This is a genomic window from Vibrio sp. HA2012 (assembly GCF_002812955.1).
Taxonomy (GTDB): domain Bacteria; phylum Pseudomonadota; class Gammaproteobacteria; order Enterobacterales; family Vibrionaceae; genus Vibrio.
Map to the genome: position 1 here is coordinate 1 of NZ_PFXK01000002.1, position 20,143 is coordinate 20,143.

Here is a 20,143-nt window from a genome sequence, read left to right on the forward strand (position 1 = left end):
ACAATCTGTTTAAGAGTGATTCGCAACGCTCGGCATTTTTGCTATGCGTTGCGTTTAGTGTTTAAGGCGGTGTACGGAAGCATCGGTATTGCGTTGCTCACACCTTAACAGGGCGTTATAACTCATTCAAGTTCCGAGGAAATTTATACATGAAATACCAATATGTTAAAGGTCGTATTGATGATGCAGTAGAAGAGTTGTGTATTGGAGCTGGTGATGCGAGAAGTCGCTTGCTTAGTGCCAATGAGGTGATTTCAAGTCTTTTAGATATTCACTTTCCCGAAGAGTTGCTTGGTGACTGGCGATCAATACAAGAACGTATGACTAAAAGTGGTCCTAGAACTAACTTTGAAGGCAAAATGGTTGAAGGTGCTGTCGCTCATACAATGACTAAGATCCAAAATAAAACAGCGAGCAAAATTGCGGCGGATATATTGAAGCTACATAAGAAATTGCAGTCAGAATACTGAGTTATAACAAACAATTTAAGAGGGATTCCCAACGCTTGGCATTTTTGCTTCTACTTCAAATATAGTGTTTATGGCACAATGCTTTAGGTTTGGGTGGTAGCGTTGCTCACCCCTTAATTGGGCGTTATACCCTTTGAGCAAGGTAGGTGATAGATATGAGAATATTTTCAGAAGAAGAGGAAGTAGCAAAAGTAAATTTTGAGCGTCCTCACTGCGTCTTGTTAGGAGCGGGAGCGAGCTTAGCAGCTTTTCCTTATGGCGACAGAAATGGTCGGAAACTTCCGGTAATGAAAAATTTCGTAGAAACTCTAGGTATCGAGTCTTACTTAGCAAAAGCTGGAGTCGAACCGCCTTATGATGATTTTGAAGCCATTTATGCTCAAATATCTAGTGATCCGTCTCTCGCAGTCATTACTCAAGATATTGAAAAAATAATCTATGATTATTTTTCTGGAATGGAACTACCAGATCATCCAACCCTTTATGACCACTTAGTATTATCACTCAGAGAAAAGGATGTCATAGCAACATTTAATTGGGATCCGTTCTTGTTCCAAGCAATCGAAAGAAATCGCCACTTTGCTCCAATGCCTCGCACTTATTACTTGCATGGCTCGGTTGCACTAGGAATATGTCATAACTGTAAAATTAAGAGTTATGCAAATATGGTTTGTGCTAAATGTGGGGAAAATTTTGAAAACTCGAAAATACTTTACCCAGTTACTGAAAAGAACTACACAAGTGATTCATTTATTAGCGCTGAGTGGGCTGCGTTTAAGAGAGTCCTAAAATCGGGTTATATTTTTACTATTTTTGGCTATGGTGCACCTGTATCTGATATAGAAGCAGTAAAACTGCTAAAAGATTCTTGGGGTACTAAAGATGAAAAATCACTAGAAGAAATTGAAGTTATCGATGTCCTAACTGGGGATGAGTTAGCCGACAGGTGGGACGACTTTATCCATACACATCATTACAGAACAACCAATTCATTTTACACTAGCTTATTAGCGCGTCATCCACGTCGCTCTTGCGAAGCTTTGTGGGAATGCTTAATGATGCTAGCTCCTTCGGATGGTATTGCATATCCGGAAAAAGCGGACTTTGCTGAACTTTATTCAAAACTACAAACCCGTATCGATGCAGAAAGGGTATAACAAACTGTTCAAGAGGGATTCGCAACGCGTGGCATTTTTACTATGCGTTGGTTTAAGTGACTAAGGTGGTATGCGGCGGCTTCGGTATTGCGTTGCTCACCCCTTAACAGGGCGTTATGAGGTCGGGCTTTCTTTTGGGTTTCAGTGGGTTGCCGCGTTCTGTTTCTTGGGTAATTTCCAGGTTTGTCTTTATTGCGGCTGTAAGTTCTCGCTGGTGCAAAATGGGCCTTGTTTATCCGTTGGCTCACCGCTTTAATTGCCAATTATTAAAAAGGGTTAAGCTGCTCGAAAACGCGGTGTCTTGAATCTTTCCGTTGATGCCCGTTCATCTTATTCTTTGGGTCAGCCGGTTTTGCTCGGTTCGGGGCCGCCGTCATAACAAACTGCTCAACGGGATAAAAACGCGTAGCACTTTTGGTTCGGTTTACTTTTGAGGTTTCGGCTGATTAAATTGAGTGCATATAATATTGGTTTTTGCCCATTAGCCGGGCGTTATGAGGTCGGTCTTTCTTTTAGTTTTTAGTAGGCTGCCGCGTTTCGTTTGGCAGGTGATTTTCTAGGTTCATCTTCAGTGCGGCTGTAGGCTCTCACTGGTGCAAAATGGGCATTTGTGTCCGTTGGCTCACCGCTTTAATTGCCAATAATTGAAAAGGGTTAAGCCGCTCGAAAATGCGGTGTCCTGAATCTTGGCGTTGATGCTCGTTCATCTTATTCTTTGAATCAGCGGTTTTTGGTCGGTTCGGAGCCGCCGTCATAACAAACAACTCAAAGGGACAAAAACACGCGGCATTTTTGGTTCGGTTTGTTTTCGGGGTTCCGGCTGGTTCGGTTGAGTGAATGGGCTTTGGTTTTTGCCCTTTAGTTGGGCGTTATGTACTTGCCTCTTAATAATTTGGTAAGCGGCTTAAATTAGTTAATATCAGGATGGTTATGGCATTTTCTGAATTTGAACAAAAACGGTACGAGAAAATTGTCGGCTCGTATATAGAAACACGTCGTCCTGAACCCCGGATAAGGGATAAGCTTGATATCAGCTATCGAATTTCTGGTCAGAGTATAGAAGTCTTTGAAGTGCGGCCAAATTGGAGAGATTCATCGATTATTCATGAACACCCGATAGCCAAAGCGACTTATGTCAGAACCAAGAATAATTGGAAAATCTATTGGATGAGAGCGGATCTAAAGTGGCACGGTTATGAGCCAGATTCAACGGTAAAAACACTAGAGCAGTTTATTGGCGTGATTGATACCGATGAATTCGGGTGTTTTTGGGGGTAACTTTAGCCCGTACATAACAAACGGCTCAACGGGACAAAAACGCGCACGATTTTTGGTTCGGTTTGCTTTCGGGGTTTCGGCTGTTTAAATTGGGTGCATATGATATTGGTTTTTGCCCATTAGCCGGGCGTTATGTGTTTTCTTTCCTTGTGACTGCTGTGATTGGTCAAAACTTTTTTCTAGCCATGCGGCATGGGTGGATCAAAAAGCAGTGCCTTAGAGCGTTAATTTGGCGCCTTATTTTTGCGATTTTAAGTGTCTGTAAGTTGCTGTTTTTAAGGTGTTTATTTTGCTTGAGAACTGGTTGGTAAATGTTAGTCTTCGACTCAAATAAAAAAAGGGCTAGAAAATGGATAAAACAGATCAGTTATATGTACAAGCAGACTTTTTACATCAAGACATGAGTGGCCAGTATTTTAAAAATTGCAAATTTTTCTGCTGTTCCTTTAAACGAGCAAACCTCCGCGACACTCAATTTGTAGACTGTTCTTTCATTGAACGAGGAGAATTAGAGGGGTGTGATTTTTCTTACTCGGATCTTAGAGATGCATCTTTTAAAAACTGCAGTCTTTCAATGTCGTATTTCAAAGGTGCAAATTGCTTTGGTATCGAGTTTAGAGAATGCGATTTAAAGGGTGCCAATTTTGCTCAAGCTAGCTTCATGAATCAGGTATCGAACAGAATGTATTTTTGTTCAGCCTATATAACAGGTTGTAATCTTTCATACGCCAACTTTGAAAAGCAGTGTATCGAAAAGTGTGATTTGTTTGAGAATAGATGGATTGGTGCAAATCTGAGTGGGGCATCATTTAAAGAGTCTGATTTAAGTCGGGGAGTATTTTCTGAAGGGTGTTGGAGCCAGTGTAGGTTGCAAGGTTGTGATTTGAGCCACTCGGAGTTGTGTGGTTTAGACCCTCGGAAAGTTGACCTTACAGGTGTAAAGATCTGTTCGTGGCAGCAAGAACAACTTTTAGAGCAATTAGGTTTAATAGTAGTTCCTGACTAAATTTGATGGTTTGAACACACACATAACAAACGCCTCAAGAGGGACTGTCAACGCGCGGCGTTTCCAGTCCCATTGAGCCGCGGTGGTTTCGGTTGTTGTGTTTGAGTTTGGTGTAATGCGTTGCCAGCCCCTTAGGCGGGCGCGATGTGGCTAAGAGGAAATATGGAGATAACTTTACTCGTGGATTATCCGCATGAAGCAAAGCAGATTGCCCAATGGTATTACGATGAGTGGGCTTGTCATGCTTCCAATGTTTCAAAAGAAATGGTATTTGAAGATGTTGCTAAAAAATCGGTTAGCAGCAGTCAAATTCCTTTGGCTATTATCGCCCGCAAAGATAATAAGCTTGTTGGCGTAGCTGAGCTGAAGTATCACGAAAACAGGAATTACCCTGATTATGTTCATTGGTTGGGGGGTGTTTTTGTTGCGCCAGAACATAGGTGTAAAGGTATTTCAAATCATCTAATTGAAAAATCTAAAAATAAAGCTGTAGAACTAGGCATTAAAAAGCTCTATTTACAATGTGAAAGCCACAATATAGAGCTTTATCAAAAACATGGTTTTCAAGTTTTACACTTAGAAGGTGAATCAAGCTCCATAATGGTTTTGGGAATCACCACATAACAAAGAACTCAAAGGGACAAAAATGCGTACGATTTTTGGTTCAGTTTGTTTTTTGCCTACTAGCAGGGCGTTATGTGCTTTTAATGGAGAAATCAATGATACCTAAATCAGCAAAGCTGAGAGTGGCTCGACCGACAGATAATTTGTCTAAAGTTACGGAAATGTGTGTTCTCGGACTTAGTCCCAAGTTACTGGGAACTTTTAAGAATCATAATGGCTTTGACGGTTCGATTATCGTGAATGAGACTCATAGCTATCATCTTGAATTTACCCATCATAAAGGTTCAACCGTTGGGCGCGCGCCCATGTAGGATAACTTGTTGGTGTTCTATTTACCTGACTGTGGACTAAATGTTGCAAGGATATAAAGCAAAATAGCCTTTGAGAACATTTTGGCTTACGAGCAGGATCCTGTGTCAATATCAGCAACGAGGCCAGTTATCAGTTCTATTTAACTCAAGGAGTTAAAGTTATCAGTGAGCAAAAAGATGCGCATACAGGTCATCTAGAGTTCACAATGAGTTTAAGCACATAACAAACAACTCAAAGGGGAAAATACGTGCCACTTTTGGTCCGATTCGTTTTTGATGTTCCGACGGATTCGGTTATGCGAAACATTAATTTATTCAGAGGATATGATGACCGGTTTTAAAAATAATGAGCATTATTTCGACATTTCTTTTGAGAAGCTTTTCTCTTCTGATGAGCTGTATAGCGATATCGAATTTGAAGGTTGCCAATTCTCCGATTGTGATTTCTCAGGGGCTAAATTTCAAAAATGTAAATTTACAAATTGCATATTTGAACGCTGTAATTTAAGTTTGGTTAATTTTCTAAATTCAAAATTATTTGAGCTTAAATTTCAAGATAGTAAGTTAATTGGTGTCGATTGGACGAAAGCGATATGGCCAGTTTATCACTCAGACTTTGAATTAAGTTTTAAGCGTTGTATTTTAAATGACTCATCTTTCTTTGGTCTGACCTTAAATGAATTAGTTTTTGATGAATGCAAGCTACATGATGTTGATTTTCGGGAAGGTAACTTTTTAGGTTCAACAATGATTTATAGTGATTTTAGTCATAGTTTATTTATGAGAACAAATTTGCAAGGTGCTGATTTCAGTGAATCAATAGCGTACGAAATTGATGTATTAGAAAATAATATTAAAAAGGCGAAGTTTTCACGCTATGAAGCGTTGAATTTGTTAGAAAGCTTAGGTATTGAGTTAGTTGAGTAATAGTTTGATAAATCCTTTTGGCGGGACAGACAGAGCCTGAAGAAAATTTAGATTTGGAGAAATTATGGAAGTAGCAGTAATTGTTGCAGACTATTCAAATCCGCAACATGGAAAAGATATTCGCAATCTAATGAACGAATATGCCTTAGACCTTATGGGTGGTGGCATTCCTCTTTCAGAATATGTACAGAATAATCTGATTGAAGAACTATCTAAAATACCGCATGCTTTTAGTGTGATATGCTATGTTGATGGTCAAGCTGCCGCATTAATAAATTGCTTCCAAAGCTTTTCAACATTTAAGTGCCAACCCCTGATCAATATTCATGATGTAGTAGTTGATCAAAAATTTCGGGGACTGGGTTTAAGTCAGAAAATGCTCTGCAAAGTAGAAGAAATAGCCAAAGAACTAGGGTGCTGTAAAATGACATTGGAAGTTCTTGAAGGTAATAAGATTGCCCGTCATTCTTATAGGAAATTTGGTTTTGCCGGTTATGAATTAGATCCACAAATGGGTCAGGCTCTATTCTGGCAGAAAGTGCTTTAAATTTCTTTTGTCTAAATCACCGTTGAGTGTTGTTTGGGCTATCGAGACCTAGGATTATAAGGTGACACTACTGTCTCTGAGTCTTAGTTCTGATTCAAACTGGCGGATACCCGGACAGGGTTGATTACTTATTAATCCTGTTAGTACCTGCACTGCAGATCTAGCCATGTCACTGATAGGAAAGTGGACAGCGGATACGGACGGGTACAGTGATTCACATAGGTCAACGCTGTCAAAGCTAATAATCGATATCTGATCCGGAACTTTAATATTGTTCTCATGTAAATACTGCAGCGCACCGGAAGTCATTTCTTCACTGCAAGAAAACAAGCCGCTGATATCCGGATGTCGTTTAAGCAGTATGTCCATTGCTTTGTAGCCGCTTCTGCGGCCATAGTCACCAGCCTCAGACCATGAAATATCCATTGGTAACCCTGCGTCTGCAGTCGCATTTAGGTATCCCTTCACTCTTTCTCTGGCATTATTGCGGTTAACCGGGCCGGTAAGACAGCCTATTTTTTTATGCCCCTGAGTAATAAGATGCTGAACGGCCAGATAACTTGCTTTACAGTGATCAAAGGTAATACAACGCTCTTCCAGTCCTTCTACGTAGCGGTCCAGCAGTACAAATGGTGTTGGTTGTGTTGCCAAACTGCGTAGTTCATCATCTGTCAGATAACGACTGTGCAGAACGTATCCGTCACAACGCAGATCACGGAATCGCTGTATCGCTTCTTTTTCTCCTTCCAGACATTGGTGTCCTTGTGCGGTGATCAGAAATTTCTTATGCAAGTCCAGTTCAGACTGAATCTGTTCCATCATTTCACCGAAGAATCCGCCGGTGTAGTAAGTCACCAGAAGCCCTATCATATTCGTAGACGAAGTCGCAAGAGAGCGTGCGACGGCGCTGGGTCTGTAGTTGAGCTGCGCCATGGCTTCATGAACTTTCCGGACAGTATCTTCCCGGAATTTGCCTTCACCATTAATGATTCTGGATACCGTCGAACGGTTCACACCTACAAGTTCCGCTACATCTTTGATTCTGGCCATTGTCTGATTCAACTTACTATTTAATGAAAATAAAAGACTGTCAGTATACAGAAAATTAGTACGGATGATGCACTTGCTGACTATATAAAAAATAAAACATCAACCCGTTCTACAGGGGGACTTTTATACTGACAGTATACCCTTCTGGCCTGAAGTTGCAGTGGTGCTGGCTACGTTACTTGTCTTTGACACAGAATGTATTTGTGTCTAATAAGGCTTATTTAATTATCGCCTACCAGCATTTTCAGGTTGTTTGAGTATAAAATCGGAACTTATTTCTTTTTATTATGAAGAAAGTAATTCAGAGTAATCGGTAATTCCTATCGCATTTTCCTGTAATGCCCTTTTCAATTCAGGGCTGGTCAACAGGCGACGTTCCTCTTCCCGCTGGAAGTAGTAACTGCTTATTGACAGTAGAGCCTTATCCGCAATTGCCGGATGACACATTATTTCAACGATATCAAAATGTTCTTTCAGTTCGGTCAGGTGTTGTATCAGTGTATATTGACTCACCCCTTTGTCGTAAAACTTATCAGTAAAGCTATAACGGAGGGCTTTTTTTCCGTTGGAGAAGCCAGAACCTCTGAGAGGTACCTGATATTCTTTAGCTGCTGTATATATGATGGGAGCCAGTTGTGGGTGTGTATGGACATGATGATGACTGTCAATATGGCTGAGTTTCAGTCCCAGTCCGAGAAAATGTTCTATCTGAGCAATAACTTCATTACGTACTGCCTGTGGATCAAAAAACTGTTTTTTCCAGAAATCAGATAAAGCAGGAAAATTACCATCTTTTCTTGTCAGAAGCGGATTTTTAGTCAGAGGAGCACCGGCAGTGAACCTTAAATGCAGGCCAATTTTAAGTTTTGGGTGTTGTTGTGCCAGTTTTAGCGCGTGCATTTCAGCCCCCATACCGACCATTAGTGTGGTTGATCGTACAACACCGTTAATAAAAGAGTCTATAATACCGTCGTTTACACCTTCGGTCAGACCAAAGTCGTCTGCGTTAAATATCACTTTCATATGCGTTAAAGCTCACTGCCTGTTATTGTCAAATAGTGGTTAGTTTAAATTGCGGAAGGTAAGTTGAATTTTCCCGCAGGATATCTTCAAGAATCGCTTTGGCGCAGTTGATATCCGGAACCAGAGGGTTACTTGCCAGAGCCATCAGAGCTTGACCATAGTCACCGTGGACCGCGGCTTCGATAGTCAGTTGTTCGTAAGCTTTTACCTGATGTAGAAGGCCACTCAGTTTGCCGGGCAGTTGGCCTATTGTCAGTGGTTTTGCTCCCCAACGACCAATGACTGAGCTGCATTCGATGATTGCGTCATCCGGTAGAGTATTGATAGTGCCATTATTGCGAACATTAACTACATGGATACTGTTCTGGTCATTGTAGATAGCATCCACCAGATTTAGTGATGCATCGGAATAATAGGCTCCTCCTCTTTCTTCCAGCTCTTTAGGTTTTTCGGCCAGACTTTCATCCCGATAGAGATCGAATAGCCTCTGTTCGGTTTTCATTACCTGCTCTGCCCGGGTTCCTTTTTCTTCAGCACTTTCTTTTTCTTCTGCTAACATAGCACCTGTCTGGTAAAAGTAGCGGTGGTAAGGGCAGGGAATGGCTCCGAGTGCTTTCAGGAACTGAGGATCCCATGGTTCTTCGAAGATATTTTTCATACTGAAGTTGGCGCCATCACCGACTTTTTCCAGAACGAGATCAGTAATATCTTTACCATGTAGCCAGGCTTTGGTTACCCAGACCAAATGGTTGAGTCCGGCAAATTCGAGCTGAAGATCCTGTGGCTCACATTTCATCATTTCTGCAATCATCATGCGCATGGACACTGGAACATTGCACAGACCAATGCTTTTAACGTTGGTATACTTGCTTACGGCCTCAGTGACCAGACCTGCCGGGTTGGTAAAATTCAGCATCCAGGCATCTGGAGCCAGTTCTTCGATATCCCGGCAGATATCTAGGATAACAGGTATGGTTCTTAATGCTTTTGCAAAGCCACCCGGGCCGGTCGTTTCCTGTCCGATAACATTATATTTTAGCGGGATTCTTTCATCACAAGCCCGGGCTTCTAATCCTCCAACGCGAAACTGAGTCATTATAAAGTCAGCATCTTTTATTGCTGCCCGACGGTCAAAGTCAGCTTTGACGGTAATATTCGCTCCGACTTTTTTAATCATTCTTTCCGTCAGAGCCTGAATAACATGAAGCTTTTCCGCGCCTTCTTCAATATCTACAAAGTGCATTTCTTTAACCGGTAGCCGATTGAGGCGTTTCAATACACCTTCAACCAGTTCGGGTGTATAACTACTTCCACCGCCGATGATTGCTAGCTTTAATGTTTCTTTTGCCATGATTTTCTCCTTACTTAGTCAGTTGTTTATGCAGTGCTACCATTTCGGAAGCCATTTCCTGTGCCAGAATCGTTGTCATCAGGTGATCCTGTGCATGTACCATAATCAGGGTCATTGGCACTTTGCCCTCACCCTGATCTGCTTCAATCAGTTGTGTTTGGATAAGATGCGCTTTATTCAGGCACTCTTTCGCCATTGCAAGTTTTTCCTCAGCGGCAGAGAAGTTTTTTTCTCTGGACAGTCGTAAGGCTTCATAGCAGAGACTTCTTGCTTCACCTGCATTACAGATGATCTCCATTACGATGAATTCCTGTTCCATATTTTTCCTCACTTTATTTTTAAAGGCTGTCCCTTAAGGACAGCCTGACAGGGTTAAGCCGGGATACTTTCTCCGGAAGCCTCTAATTGGGTTGTTTTATCTTTTTCAATCTGGTTTTCTTGTTTCAGGATTTGCCTTTCAAACATGCGGAAGAAAGGCAGGTAAATAAAGAAATCCAGGGTCAGAAGTGCAATTACCAATAACACCGGAGCAAACGTCCATCCTGCACCCCAAGAGGCGCCGATGACGGCCGGTGCTGTCCATGGCGTTGTTGCGATCCCCATACCAACATATCCGGCATGTACAGCAAAGTAGGCGATAGTTGCGTTAATGATTGGAGCGAATACAAACGGGATGAACAGTGTCGGGTTCATTACAATTGGACTACCGAAGATCACGGGTTCATTAATCTGGAAGAAACCAGGAACCACACTCATACGGCCAACACTGCGAAGGTGTGCTGAACGGCTGAATGCCATCATAATCACCAGAGCCAGCGTTGCTCCCGAACCACCGATGAAAATATAGAAGTCCCAGAATGGTTGTGTAAAGATGTTTGGAACAGGTTGTCCGGCCATAAAAGCATCGATATTGGTACCGATATTGGTTAGGAAAATCGGTGACAAAAGGCCGACAACGATAGCTGCACCATGAATACCTGCAAACCATAGCATCTGACAAACAAGCAGAGCCCCGATAATGGCCGGAAGAGTATTGGATGCACTGACTAGTGGTTTAAACATAGCCATGACTGCGTCAGGGATCAGCATACCGAACTGATTCTGGAAGAACAGACTGAGAGGGTATAAGGTCAGGAATACGGCCACAACGGGCAGCAGTGCTTCAAAAGAACGAGCTATCGCTGGTGGAACCTGTTCCGGCATGCGGATAGTAATATTGTGTTTCTTCATAAAACGATACAGTTCGACTGAGAAGAAAGCACACATTACGCTGGTAAAGATACCTGTTCCGCCCATAAAGGTTGCCGGTAATCCGCCGTCTTTAACTGGAGAGGCTACCAGCAAAAAGCACATCAGTGATAAAGCTGCACAGGTTATACCATCCATCTTATAGGTTTTAGCAAGGCTGTTAGCAACACCGATAGAGACGAATATTGTCATAATGCCCATTGACATCTGAAATGGCATCATAATCTCTTTGAAATAGGTCTGAGAAAAATCGCGCCATGGTTTGCCAATGAAATTTTGTGTATTTTCATCAAATGGGGGAAAAGCAAAAATTAGAATAAAACTACCCACAATAATAAATGGCATGGCAACGATAAAACCGTCACGCATTGCTCTTACATGAGCCTGATTACCTACCTTTTCAGCCAGTGGGGCAATACGCTTTTCTACGAAATTTATTATCGCATCGTAAAGTTTCATAGAGTCAGTCCTTATATTTATTTAGATAAAATAACCCTAACACCATAAATTAATTATAGTGACAAGTGTTTCCGTTATTTATTGAATTTAAATTATTATTTAATTAAAGCCAGGGCTTGCCGCAGAACTTCTTTTCCCTTCATCATTCCGTAATCCATGGATGAAATTGCAGCGACACTTTTTCCATATTCTTCTGCTGACTTTTGCAGTTCTTCAAGCTGGAATCTGACCTGAGGACCAAGCAGACACACATCATATTCTTGAATGGCATCATTAAATGCATTAACCGGTAACGCATCTATTTTGCATTCAATACCTTGATTTTCAGCCTCTTGCGTCATTTTTTTAACTAACATGCTGGTAGACATTCCAGCACTGCAACACAGTAAAATTTTTCTCATCATTCTCTCCCGTTAGTACAAATATAAAGCAAACTAGATAGAAAAAATTCTAGCAAAGCTATCTTAAACACGAAAGAGCAACCGGTTGCGTTGTGCGTGATTTCACTCGCAAATTAATTATGTATTTAATTGGTTTTTTTTGATCTCGCTAGGTTTTTATTATTAGTTAAATAACTGAATTACTGTTTTATTTGTTATTTATCGTTCTTGTGTTTTTATATTTTAAACCAAAACAACGGGATAGCTGATACCTGAATGTTCAGATCATGACATTTGTGCATCTTGAGGTTATATCGGAAAATGTGTTAAGAATATCGATAGAATTTAAAGGTGTAGGTGTGAAAATAAGATGAAGACAATTGGTTTATTAGGCGGAATGAGCTGGGAATCTACAGTTAGTTATTACAAAGCCCTCAATGAAGGGATAAAGTCTGAACTGGGTGGTTTGCACTCAGCGAAAATTTGCATGTATAGCGTTGATTTTGAAGAGATTGAGAGACTTCAACATCAAAACCGTTGGTCTGAAGCGGCAGAAATTCTTGCGGATGCTGCTAACGCGGTAGAGAAGGGCGGGGCTGATTTTCTGATGATCTGTACCAATACCATGCATAAAGTGGCTCCGGAGATTGAGGCTGCAATTTCAATTCCCATTTTGCATATTGCAGACGCTACTGCAGGTAGCCTGCTTAAGGATGGTATTAAGACAGTCGGTTTGTTAGGTACCCGTTTTACAATGGAGCAGGATTTTTATAAAGGCAGGTTGAACGAGAAGTTTGGCATTGATGTGATTGTGCCGGATGAAATTCAACGGGCTGTTGTACATGATATTATCTTCCGTGAATTATGCCAGGGTGCCATTAAGGCTGAGTCCAGAGCGGTATATCTGGATATTATCAATAAGCTCTATGAACAGGGTGCACAGGCTGTGATTCTGGGATGTACGGAAATTGCACTGCTTGTCAGCCAACAGGATACCGCTGTTCCTTTGTACGATACGACAGACATCCATGCCCGGCAGGGAGTGATTCTGGCTTTGTCTGAAGCCACTTCGGTATATACGCCCTGAATAATTGAGTGGTATAGCAAAATAATGGTACGAATACCTTTTTTTTTGTAGAACATTATTTTAAATTGATTCTACTTATGCATGAGACCTGAGGTACTTAAGATGGCTGTTCTGCGAGGATTTACTTGCATCGCCATCGGAATCAGGTCTTATTTGTTTTTTATTTTGTTGATTGCATGATTTGTTTTGTTGTAATTCAGCGGTGTTTGTTACAGCCCTGCGGGCGTATAAGAAGTAATTCAGTAATATAGGAAATAATAATGTCAAACGGTAAACAGCCAGAATCCGTTTCTTCTGTACTAAAAACATTTGGGATTTTGCAAGCTCTGAGCACACAAAAAGACATTGGGATCAGTGAACTGGCTCAGCGTCTGATGATGTCTAAAAGTACGGTATACCGTTTTCTCCAGACCATGAAGACTTTGGGTTATGTTGCTCAGGAAGGTGAAAGTGAAAATTATTCTCTTACCCTGAAGTTATTTGAGTTGGGGGCAACGACATTAGAGTATGTTGATCTTGTTGATATCGCGGATATTGAGATGCGCCGTATTTCTGATCTGACTATGGAAGCCCTGCATCTTGGTGCGTTGGATGGCGATAGTATTATTTATATTCATAAAATTGATTCTAAGTACAACCTGCGTATGCAGTCACGTATTGGGCGTCGTAATCCACTTTACTCCACGGCAATTGGTAAAGTTTTGCTAGCGGGAAGAGAAGAAGATGAAGTCCGGAATATACTGGCGGATGTGGAATTTACTAAGTCAACGGAGCGGACTCATGCCGATATTGATTCGTTGCTGAGTGAATTTCCACAGGTAAGAACGCAGGGGTACGGTGAAGATAATGAAGAACAGGAAGTCGGATTACGTTGTCTGGCTGTACCGGTGTATGACCGGTTCAATCGGGTTGTTGCCGGGTTAAGTATCTCACTCCCGACAATCCGTTTTACCGAAGAGAATAAAAAGACCCATATTGCGGAGCTACATGCTGCTGCTGCCCGCATTTCCAGCAAACTGGGATGCAGTAAGTATCCTTATACTGACTGATATCTGGTTTCAGTGACCCTTTGCAAGAGGCTCCGGAATATCCGGAGCTTTTTATATCTGAATTATGGGGGCTATTTCACTTCCTGGCGGGAACCCAGAGCAAGAGTCAGGGCAAATGAAACTGCGAAAGAAATCAGCATACCAATAACATACACACTGATGCTGTCCGGACGGATAGAAATGATACCCGGCAGACCCGCTGCACCCAGAGCCTGAGCTTTTACGTTGAACATGGTCAGGAATGCACTGGATACCGCAGCAGCACAGATTGCTGCAATAAACGGATAACGCAGTTTCAGGTTCACACCAAACATTGCCGGTTCAGTAATACCCAGCAGCGCGGTGATACCGGATGGCAGGGCAATCCCTTTGGTTTTCACATCTTTTGTCGTTATACCGACGGCCAGAGCGGCTGCTCCCTGAGCAATGTTAGACATCGCCGCGATAGGGAAGATAAAAGTACCTCCGGTCACGGCAATATCGGCCAGTAATTGGGTTTCAATGGCAATAAAGCTGTGGTGCATACCGGTGATAACGAATGGTGCGTAGATAAAGCCGAATAATGCACCGCCGACAAAACCGGCGGAGTCGTACAGCCAGTTCAGACCATCACCCAGCAGGAAGCCGATATCACGGGTTGCCGGTCCTACCAGTGTGAACGTCAGGAAACCGGTAATAAAGATAGCCAGCATTGGCGTCAGCAGGTTGTCCAGTACCGATGGGATAACGCAACGCAGCCCGTTTTCTACTTTGGCCAGAATAAAGGCACACACCAGTACCGGCAGAACCGAGCCCTGATATCCTACTTTCTGAATCTCAAAACCAAAGATGTTCCACGTTGGAATAGTTCCGGCCACACTTGCGCCACCGAATCCCCAGCCATTCAGCAGATCAGGGTGAACCATCAGCATACCCAGAGCCGCGCCGAGGAACGGGTTGCCGCCAAACTTCTTCGATGCAGAGAAGGCAAGCAGAACCGGCAGGTAAACAAAAGGAGCGTTAGCAAAAGTGTTGATCATACTTGCCAGATCGGCCATACCCGGGTTGGCATCGATCAATGACATGCCATCGATAAACAGGCCCTTAGCGGTCAGTACGTTAAACAGCCCCATCAGCAGACCGCCAGCCACGATAGCCGGGATAATAGGAACAAAGATGTCAGATAAACCTTTTACTGCCCGCTGAACGATGTTCTGTTTTTGCGCCCCGATGGCGGCTACGTCACGGGTTGACATATCAGCCATCCCGGTGAGAGAGGCCATTTCGGCGTATACCTTATTGACGATACCGGAGCCGAAGATGATCTGGTACTGTCCGGCAACCTTAAACTGGCCTTTAACACCGTCAAGGTTTTCGATGGCTTCTTCCTGGATCAGAGACTCATCTTTTACAGCCAGGCGAAGGCGGGTGGCACAGTGTGCCAGAGCATCGAGATTGGCTTTACCGCCGATCAGCTCTAAGAGTTCTTTTGCTACTGCAGGGTAGTTCATGATATGAGTTACTTTAATTTTTCTTTGGTTTAAGTATTGCTTATTTCTGAACGAAGGTGTGACTATGGTCAATCTCTGGGAACGCTCCCATTGCGAGCTTTGCTGAAATATAGCGAAAAATAGGGATTTATTCTAATAAAGTGTGAGCATGATCTGTTTATTCAGGCAGACTGGCGGATGAGTGCGTGTCATTCCTGCTATCTTTTGCAGAGAATTCTTGTCAGAATTGCAATCCATTGCAGATAAAATAATAAAGGCAGAATGAAGCATGGCAAGTTTGCATGATGTGGCTAAGTTGGCTGGGGTATCTAAATCTACTGTATCTCGCGCAATCAATGATGAATATGGTGTCAAAGAAAGTACTAAGATCAAGGTAAGAAAGGCCATTGAAGAGTGTGGTTATGTCGTTAATCAGGTGGCGAAAGATCTGAAATCGCAGAAGACCAATCTTATTGGGGTAATTGTTCCCCGGGTATCATCCAGTGCGGTTTCTCAGGGTGTTGATGGCTTAAGCCGAATATTTGAAGAAGCCAATAAGCATGTTCTTCTGGCAAACAGTCAGCAGAATAATGAAAAAGAAATTGAATTTATCCGGTTGTTTAATCAAAAACGGGTAGAAGGGATCCTTTTGTATGCGACACATCTGGATCAGGATCTGGTCAAAGTCATTAAAATGTCTCAGGCGCCGGTTGTTCTTGTCGGTCAGGATGGTTCTTTTTTTGATATTCCGAGTGTCATTCATGATGATAACCGAGTTGGCTTTGCTGCGGGACAGCGACTGGTGGATGCCGGAGCGACAAAAATAGGCTTTATCGGGGTACAGAGTGAGGATATTGCCGTTGACTCTATGCGTTATCAGGGGCTGGCTCAGGCATTGCAGTATGCTGGTTTGGGGGATCCGCTGTTTCACAGTCGTGGTAAATTCTTTGTTGAGTCCGGTTATGAGCAGATGCGCCAGTTAGTCATCGAGCACCCAGAGATGGATGGGGTATTTTGTGCTACGGACCGTATTGCTGTCGGTGCCATTAAGGCTATTCTGGAAGCTGGAAAAGAGCCAGGGAAAGACATTAAAGTACTGGGCGTTGGTAATGACGAATTGGGCTTTATTTCTCGTCCTTCACTGTCGACATTCAACTATGCTTTTGACTCTGCAGGAGAAACATCAGCTAATGTTCTTTTGGATCTGATTGAAGGTAAACAGCAGTACACCAGTAAAGTAGTACTGAACTTTCAGGCTGTTGAAAGAGAAACCTGTTAGGTTTTGATTTTGATGTATTTAGAGGAGGATATCGTATGGCAAACCAATATATTCCGCCCAAAGTATGGACAATGAATGACGACAATGGTGGGCAATGGGCGAGTATTAATCGTCCTGATTCCGGTGCCCGGCATGAAAAAATGCTCCCTGTCGGTGAGCATCCTATTCAGTTGTATTCAATGGGGACACCTAACGGACAGAAAGTTACGATTATGCTGGAAGAGTTACTGGCTCTTGGTGTAATGGAAGCTGAATATGATGCGTTTTTGATTAAAATTGGAGAAGGGGAGCAGTTTGGCTCCGGGTTTGTTAAGGTGAATCCGAATTCTAAAATTCCAGTGATGGTGGATTACTCTGGTGATAAGCCAGTCGATGTCTTTGAGTCTGGCAATATCCTCTTTTATCTGGCCGAAAAATTTGGTTATTTTTTGCCGAAAGAAATACAGGCCCGGACTCAGGTAATGAACTGGCTGTTTTGGTTACAGGGGGTTGCACCTTATTTGGGGGGGGGATTCGGTCATTTTTATAGCTATGCTCCGGAAAAGCTAGAATATCCGATTAACCGTTTTGCGATGGAAGCTAAACGTCAACTGGATGTTTTGGATAAGCAGTTGGCTAAGCATACTTATATTGCTGGTGAGGAATACAGTATTGCTGATATTGCGGTATGGCCATGGTACGGAAATTTAGTTCTGGACAGATTATATGGTGGTTCTGCTGAGTTTTTGGATGTGCAGAGCTATCAGCATGTGCAGCGTTGGGCTGTGATGATTGCAGGACGACCAGCGGTGCAGCGAGGAAGAATTGTTAATAAGCCAATGGGTGAGCCCTGGGAAGCGATTAAAGAACGTCACTGCGCGGCAGATATTGATGCTGCACTCAGGTTACAGCCTAATAGGCTGAATTATTGCGAATAAATCATAAGCCGGTTCATCAGAACCGGCTTTGCTGATCAAAATGAGTCATTAATTATATTTGGATGGATAGCCATCTTTATTTTATGCAATAAACAGCTGCAATATTTCGTGAAGTTAACTCAATATTTCTAGCTGCTTCTTCAAGGGCGGTGGTCAGATCCATGGCTTTATTGACTACTGAAAACACGGCATCAATACCATGATTATGAACAATTCCACAGTCGGAAGACAGACAGCCGGCAATACCAATCACCGGACAGTTGTATTTTTTTGCCATCCGAGCAACACCGATGGGTGTTTTTCCATGAATAGTCTGACTGTCAATTCGTCCTTCTCCGGTAATAACAAGGTCGGCATTGGCCACAGCATTACTTAAATTTACCGCATCCATGACAATATCAATGCCAGGGCGAAGTTCCGCAGATAACAGACTGAGTAAAGCTGCACCTAAACCACCTGCCGCACCGGCACCGGACATGTCTTTCACATCCTTATTCAGTTGTATTTTGATAACATTTGCATAAGTGGCAAGGTTATTATCCAACTGTCTGACCATTTCAGGTGTGGCACCTTTTTGTGGACCAAAAACATGTGAAGCACCTTTTGGTCCACATAAAGGGTTATCAACATCACAAGCTACTTCTATGCGAGTTGTGATAAGGCGAGGATCTAACCCCGACATATCAATTGTCGCTAGCTTATTCAATTCACCTCCACCATAACCAAGTTGATTTCCTGAACTGTCCAGCATTCGGATACCTAAGGCTTGAGCCATTCCCAGTCCTCCATCATTGGTTGCACTGCCTCCAATACCAATGATGATGTGCTCTACTCCTCTTTCAAGAACAGCAACAATCAGCTCTCCTGTACCATAGGTTGTGGTTTTCAGGGGATTACGCAGATCGGGTTCTACAAGATGAAGCCCAGATGCAGCAGCCATTTCTATAATAGCGGTTTTTCCATCACCAAGAAGACCATAAAAACCTTCGACTTGTTCACCCAAAGGACCTGTTACGGTATGTTTAACTATTTCTCCGCCAGTCGCATCTATCAGTGACTGTACAGTTCCTTCACCACCATCTGCCATAGGCAACTTAATATACTCTGCATGGGGAAGTATTTGCTTAAATCCATGTTCTATTGCGGTCGCGACTTCCATCGCTGTCAGGCTTTCTTTGTAAGAATCAGGAGCAATTACAATTTTCATTTCTAAACCTCAAAAACTTATACAAATAGTTCGAATACACCAAGCATCATTACGGAAATGAAGGTAATCATTAGACCCACAGCTGATTCATATGGAATAAGCTTTAGACGCTCACGAATATCCATATGAACAGCGCCACCAGTCGCATGGAAAAAACTGCCGTGAGGCATATGATCCAATACGGTTGCACCTGAGTGGATCATCGCAGCGCCAGCTAATGCCGGTACTCCCAGCTCTAGAATGGTGTGACTGAATACATTTGAAGCAACAGCAGTACCTGCTGTTGTTGATGCTGTAGCAAGTGACATCATTGCACCTGAAATCGGAGCCAGAAGATAAGACGGTAAACCTGACGCTGTTAGCAGGCTGATCAGGCCATCCTTTAAGCCTGAATTTGCAATAATACCGGCTAGAGTACCAGTACCAAGAAGCATAACGGCAACAGGAGCCATACGATTTAAACCCGATATTGCAAAATGATTTGTATCATTAAAGCGGCTCATAGCGACTGAGCCAAGCAGACCGCCTAAAGGTAGTGCAATTAGTGGGTCAACATTAATTCCAGCAATAGGGCGAAGTGCCAGTAAAGCGATTGCAACCAGTGGAGCAATAATAGCTGTACTAAATTTAGGTAATTTAGATAGGTCAACAGCAATAACCTCTTCTTTTGTTACCTTACTGCCTTTGTTTATTAATCGCTTGGCAATAAAATAAGCCAAAAATAGTCCACATAAACCTGGAATGATACCAGCAGCCATTACTGAAGTCAGTGGAACATTGAATGCATCAGAGGCAGCTATGGCATTTGGATTTGGAGACATCACATTACCAGCCTTACCTCCGCCAACCATAGCCAGCAAAATAGCAGTTTTTGAAATATCGGCACGGCGTGCAATAGCCAGTGCAATTGGAGACACAGTAATGACTGCTACATCCACAAACACACCAACAGCAGTCAGAATCATGGTTGCTATGGCTAAAGCCAGAAGGGCTCGTGTTTCACCAACTTTTTTAACAATGGTTTCGGCAATAGATGTTGCTGCTCCTGATTCGATTAGAACTCCGGCCAGAACCCCAGCAGCTAAGATACGGAGTACTGCGGTAACGATACCTTGTGCACCACCAATCATTAGTCCAACGGTATCAGTCAGGGATACCCCGCCAACTACCCCACCGATGAGAGCACCAATGATCATGCCATAAGCTGGCGGAACTTTTTTTAGAATAAGAGCGATAGCGATAACCAGTGCAGCTAAAGCTCCGAGAGTAGAGACTTCAATCATTTTTTTATTTCCACAATGTAG

Annotated in this window: 21 protein-coding genes and 1 pseudogene; 13 read left to right on the forward strand and 9 right to left on the reverse strand. The window is 42.7% G+C overall.

Annotated features, from left to right (window positions below; genetic code table 11):
- Positions 1-149: 149 nt before the first annotated feature.
- The 9 genes and pseudogenes from CSW98_RS03930 to CSW98_RS03970 all read left to right on the forward strand — a co-directional run bounded on the left by CSW98_RS03930 (position 150) and on the right by CSW98_RS03970 (position 6,320).
- Positions 150-470 (forward strand): hypothetical protein, encoded by a 321-nt coding sequence (locus tag CSW98_RS03930; RefSeq protein WP_100799166.1) that lies wholly within the window; start codon positions 150-152, stop codon positions 468-470.
- A gap of 155 nt (positions 471-625) precedes the next feature.
- Entirely contained in the window at positions 626-1,627 is a 1,002-nt protein-coding gene (locus CSW98_RS03935) for a hypothetical protein (protein ID WP_100799167.1), read from the forward strand.
- 930 nt (positions 1,628-2,557) lie between these two features.
- On the forward strand, positions 2,558-2,905 hold the full coding sequence (locus CSW98_RS03940; RefSeq protein WP_100799168.1) for a DUF3024 domain-containing protein: 348 nt from the start codon (positions 2,558-2,560) through the stop codon (positions 2,903-2,905).
- 349 nt (positions 2,906-3,254) lie between these two features.
- Complete coding sequence (locus CSW98_RS03945) at positions 3,255-3,911, forward strand: QnrVC family quinolone resistance pentapeptide repeat protein (protein ID WP_100799169.1); 657 nt, start codon at positions 3,255-3,257, stop codon at positions 3,909-3,911.
- Positions 3,912-4,073: 162 nt separating this feature from the next.
- Complete coding sequence (locus CSW98_RS03950) at positions 4,074-4,535, forward strand: GNAT family N-acetyltransferase (RefSeq protein ID WP_100799595.1); 462 nt, start codon at positions 4,074-4,076, stop codon at positions 4,533-4,535.
- A 95-nt stretch (positions 4,536-4,630) separates the two neighbouring features.
- Positions 4,631-4,846 (forward strand): hypothetical protein, encoded by a 216-nt coding sequence (locus tag CSW98_RS03955; protein WP_198517271.1) that lies wholly within the window; start codon positions 4,631-4,633, stop codon positions 4,844-4,846.
- A gap of 116 nt (positions 4,847-4,962) precedes the next feature.
- Positions 4,963-5,070: pseudogene (locus tag CSW98_RS17685) on the forward strand (GNAT family N-acetyltransferase); the annotation flags it as partial.
- Positions 5,071-5,173: 103 nt separating this feature from the next.
- Entirely contained in the window at positions 5,174-5,773 is a 600-nt protein-coding gene (locus tag CSW98_RS03965) for a pentapeptide repeat-containing protein (RefSeq protein ID WP_100799170.1), read from the forward strand.
- Positions 5,774-5,837: 64 nt separating this feature from the next.
- Positions 5,838-6,320 (forward strand): GNAT family N-acetyltransferase, encoded by a 483-nt coding sequence (locus tag CSW98_RS03970; RefSeq protein ID WP_100799171.1) that lies wholly within the window; start codon positions 5,838-5,840, stop codon positions 6,318-6,320.
- A gap of 54 nt (positions 6,321-6,374) precedes the next feature.
- On the opposite strand, the gene CSW98_RS03975 is transcribed toward CSW98_RS03970, so the two are convergent.
- The 6 genes from CSW98_RS03975 to CSW98_RS04000 all read right to left on the reverse strand — a co-directional run bounded on the left by CSW98_RS03975 (position 6,375) and on the right by CSW98_RS04000 (position 11,852).
- Positions 6,375-7,370 (reverse strand): LacI family DNA-binding transcriptional regulator, encoded by a 996-nt coding sequence (locus CSW98_RS03975; RefSeq protein WP_100799172.1) that lies wholly within the window; start codon positions 7,368-7,370, stop codon positions 6,375-6,377.
- A gap of 285 nt (positions 7,371-7,655) precedes the next feature.
- A complete protein-coding gene (chbG, locus tag CSW98_RS03980) occupies positions 7,656-8,393 on the reverse strand; it encodes a chitin disaccharide deacetylase (protein WP_100799173.1) in 738 nt (245 codons plus the stop codon).
- A gap of 28 nt (positions 8,394-8,421) precedes the next feature.
- Positions 8,422-9,744, reverse strand: a complete 1,323-nt coding sequence (locus CSW98_RS03985) for a 6-phospho-beta-glucosidase (RefSeq protein ID WP_100799174.1) — start codon at positions 9,742-9,744, stop codon at positions 8,422-8,424.
- 10 nt (positions 9,745-9,754) lie between these two features.
- Positions 9,755-10,063 carry a PTS lactose/cellobiose transporter subunit IIA gene (locus tag CSW98_RS03990; protein WP_100799175.1) on the reverse strand — a complete coding sequence of 103 codons (309 nt, stop codon included), beginning with the start codon at positions 10,061-10,063 and terminating at the stop codon, positions 9,755-9,757.
- Between the two features lie 53 nt (positions 10,064-10,116).
- A complete protein-coding gene (locus tag CSW98_RS03995) occupies positions 10,117-11,451 on the reverse strand; it encodes a PTS sugar transporter subunit IIC (RefSeq protein ID WP_100799176.1) in 1,335 nt (444 codons plus the stop codon).
- 95 nt (positions 11,452-11,546) lie between these two features.
- Positions 11,547-11,852, reverse strand: a complete 306-nt coding sequence (locus CSW98_RS04000; RefSeq protein WP_100799177.1) for a PTS sugar transporter subunit IIB — start codon at positions 11,850-11,852, stop codon at positions 11,547-11,549.
- A 349-nt stretch (positions 11,853-12,201) separates the two neighbouring features.
- On the opposite strand from CSW98_RS04000, the gene CSW98_RS04005 reads away from it, so the two are divergent.
- Both CSW98_RS04005 and kdgR read left to right on the forward strand, forming a co-directional pair.
- Positions 12,202-12,918: an aspartate/glutamate racemase family protein gene (locus CSW98_RS04005; protein WP_100799178.1), complete on the forward strand. Its 717-nt coding sequence runs from the start codon at positions 12,202-12,204 to the stop codon at positions 12,916-12,918.
- 260 nt (positions 12,919-13,178) lie between these two features.
- Positions 13,179-13,967 carry a DNA-binding transcriptional regulator KdgR gene (gene kdgR / locus CSW98_RS04010; protein ID WP_100799179.1) on the forward strand — a complete coding sequence of 263 codons (789 nt, stop codon included), beginning with the start codon at positions 13,179-13,181 and terminating at the stop codon, positions 13,965-13,967.
- Positions 13,968-14,038: 71 nt separating this feature from the next.
- Here the strand turns inward: kdgR and CSW98_RS04015 are convergent, their stop codons facing one another.
- A complete protein-coding gene (locus CSW98_RS04015) occupies positions 14,039-15,457 on the reverse strand; it encodes a sucrose-specific PTS transporter subunit IIBC (RefSeq protein ID WP_100799180.1) in 1,419 nt (472 codons plus the stop codon).
- A gap of 268 nt (positions 15,458-15,725) precedes the next feature.
- Here CSW98_RS04015 and CSW98_RS04020 point away from each other — a divergent pair, with 268 nt between their 5' ends.
- Positions 15,726-16,715: a LacI family DNA-binding transcriptional regulator gene (locus CSW98_RS04020; RefSeq protein WP_100799181.1), complete on the forward strand. Its 990-nt coding sequence runs from the start codon at positions 15,726-15,728 to the stop codon at positions 16,713-16,715.
- A 35-nt stretch (positions 16,716-16,750) separates the two neighbouring features.
- Positions 16,751-17,632 carry a glutathione-dependent disulfide-bond oxidoreductase gene (gene yghU, locus CSW98_RS04025; RefSeq protein ID WP_100799182.1) on the forward strand — a complete coding sequence of 294 codons (882 nt, stop codon included), beginning with the start codon at positions 16,751-16,753 and terminating at the stop codon, positions 17,630-17,632.
- Positions 17,633-17,708: 76 nt separating this feature from the next.
- Here the strand turns inward: yghU and CSW98_RS04030 are convergent, their stop codons facing one another.
- Together CSW98_RS04030 and CSW98_RS04035 are read right to left on the reverse strand one after the other, a co-directional pair.
- Positions 17,709-18,839 (reverse strand): glycerate kinase, encoded by a 1,131-nt coding sequence (locus CSW98_RS04030; protein WP_100799183.1) that lies wholly within the window; start codon positions 18,837-18,839, stop codon positions 17,709-17,711.
- Positions 18,840-18,856: 17 nt separating this feature from the next.
- Entirely contained in the window at positions 18,857-20,122 is a 1,266-nt protein-coding gene (locus CSW98_RS04035; RefSeq protein WP_100799184.1) for a GntP family permease, read from the reverse strand.
- Positions 20,123-20,143: the final 21 nt, after the last annotated feature.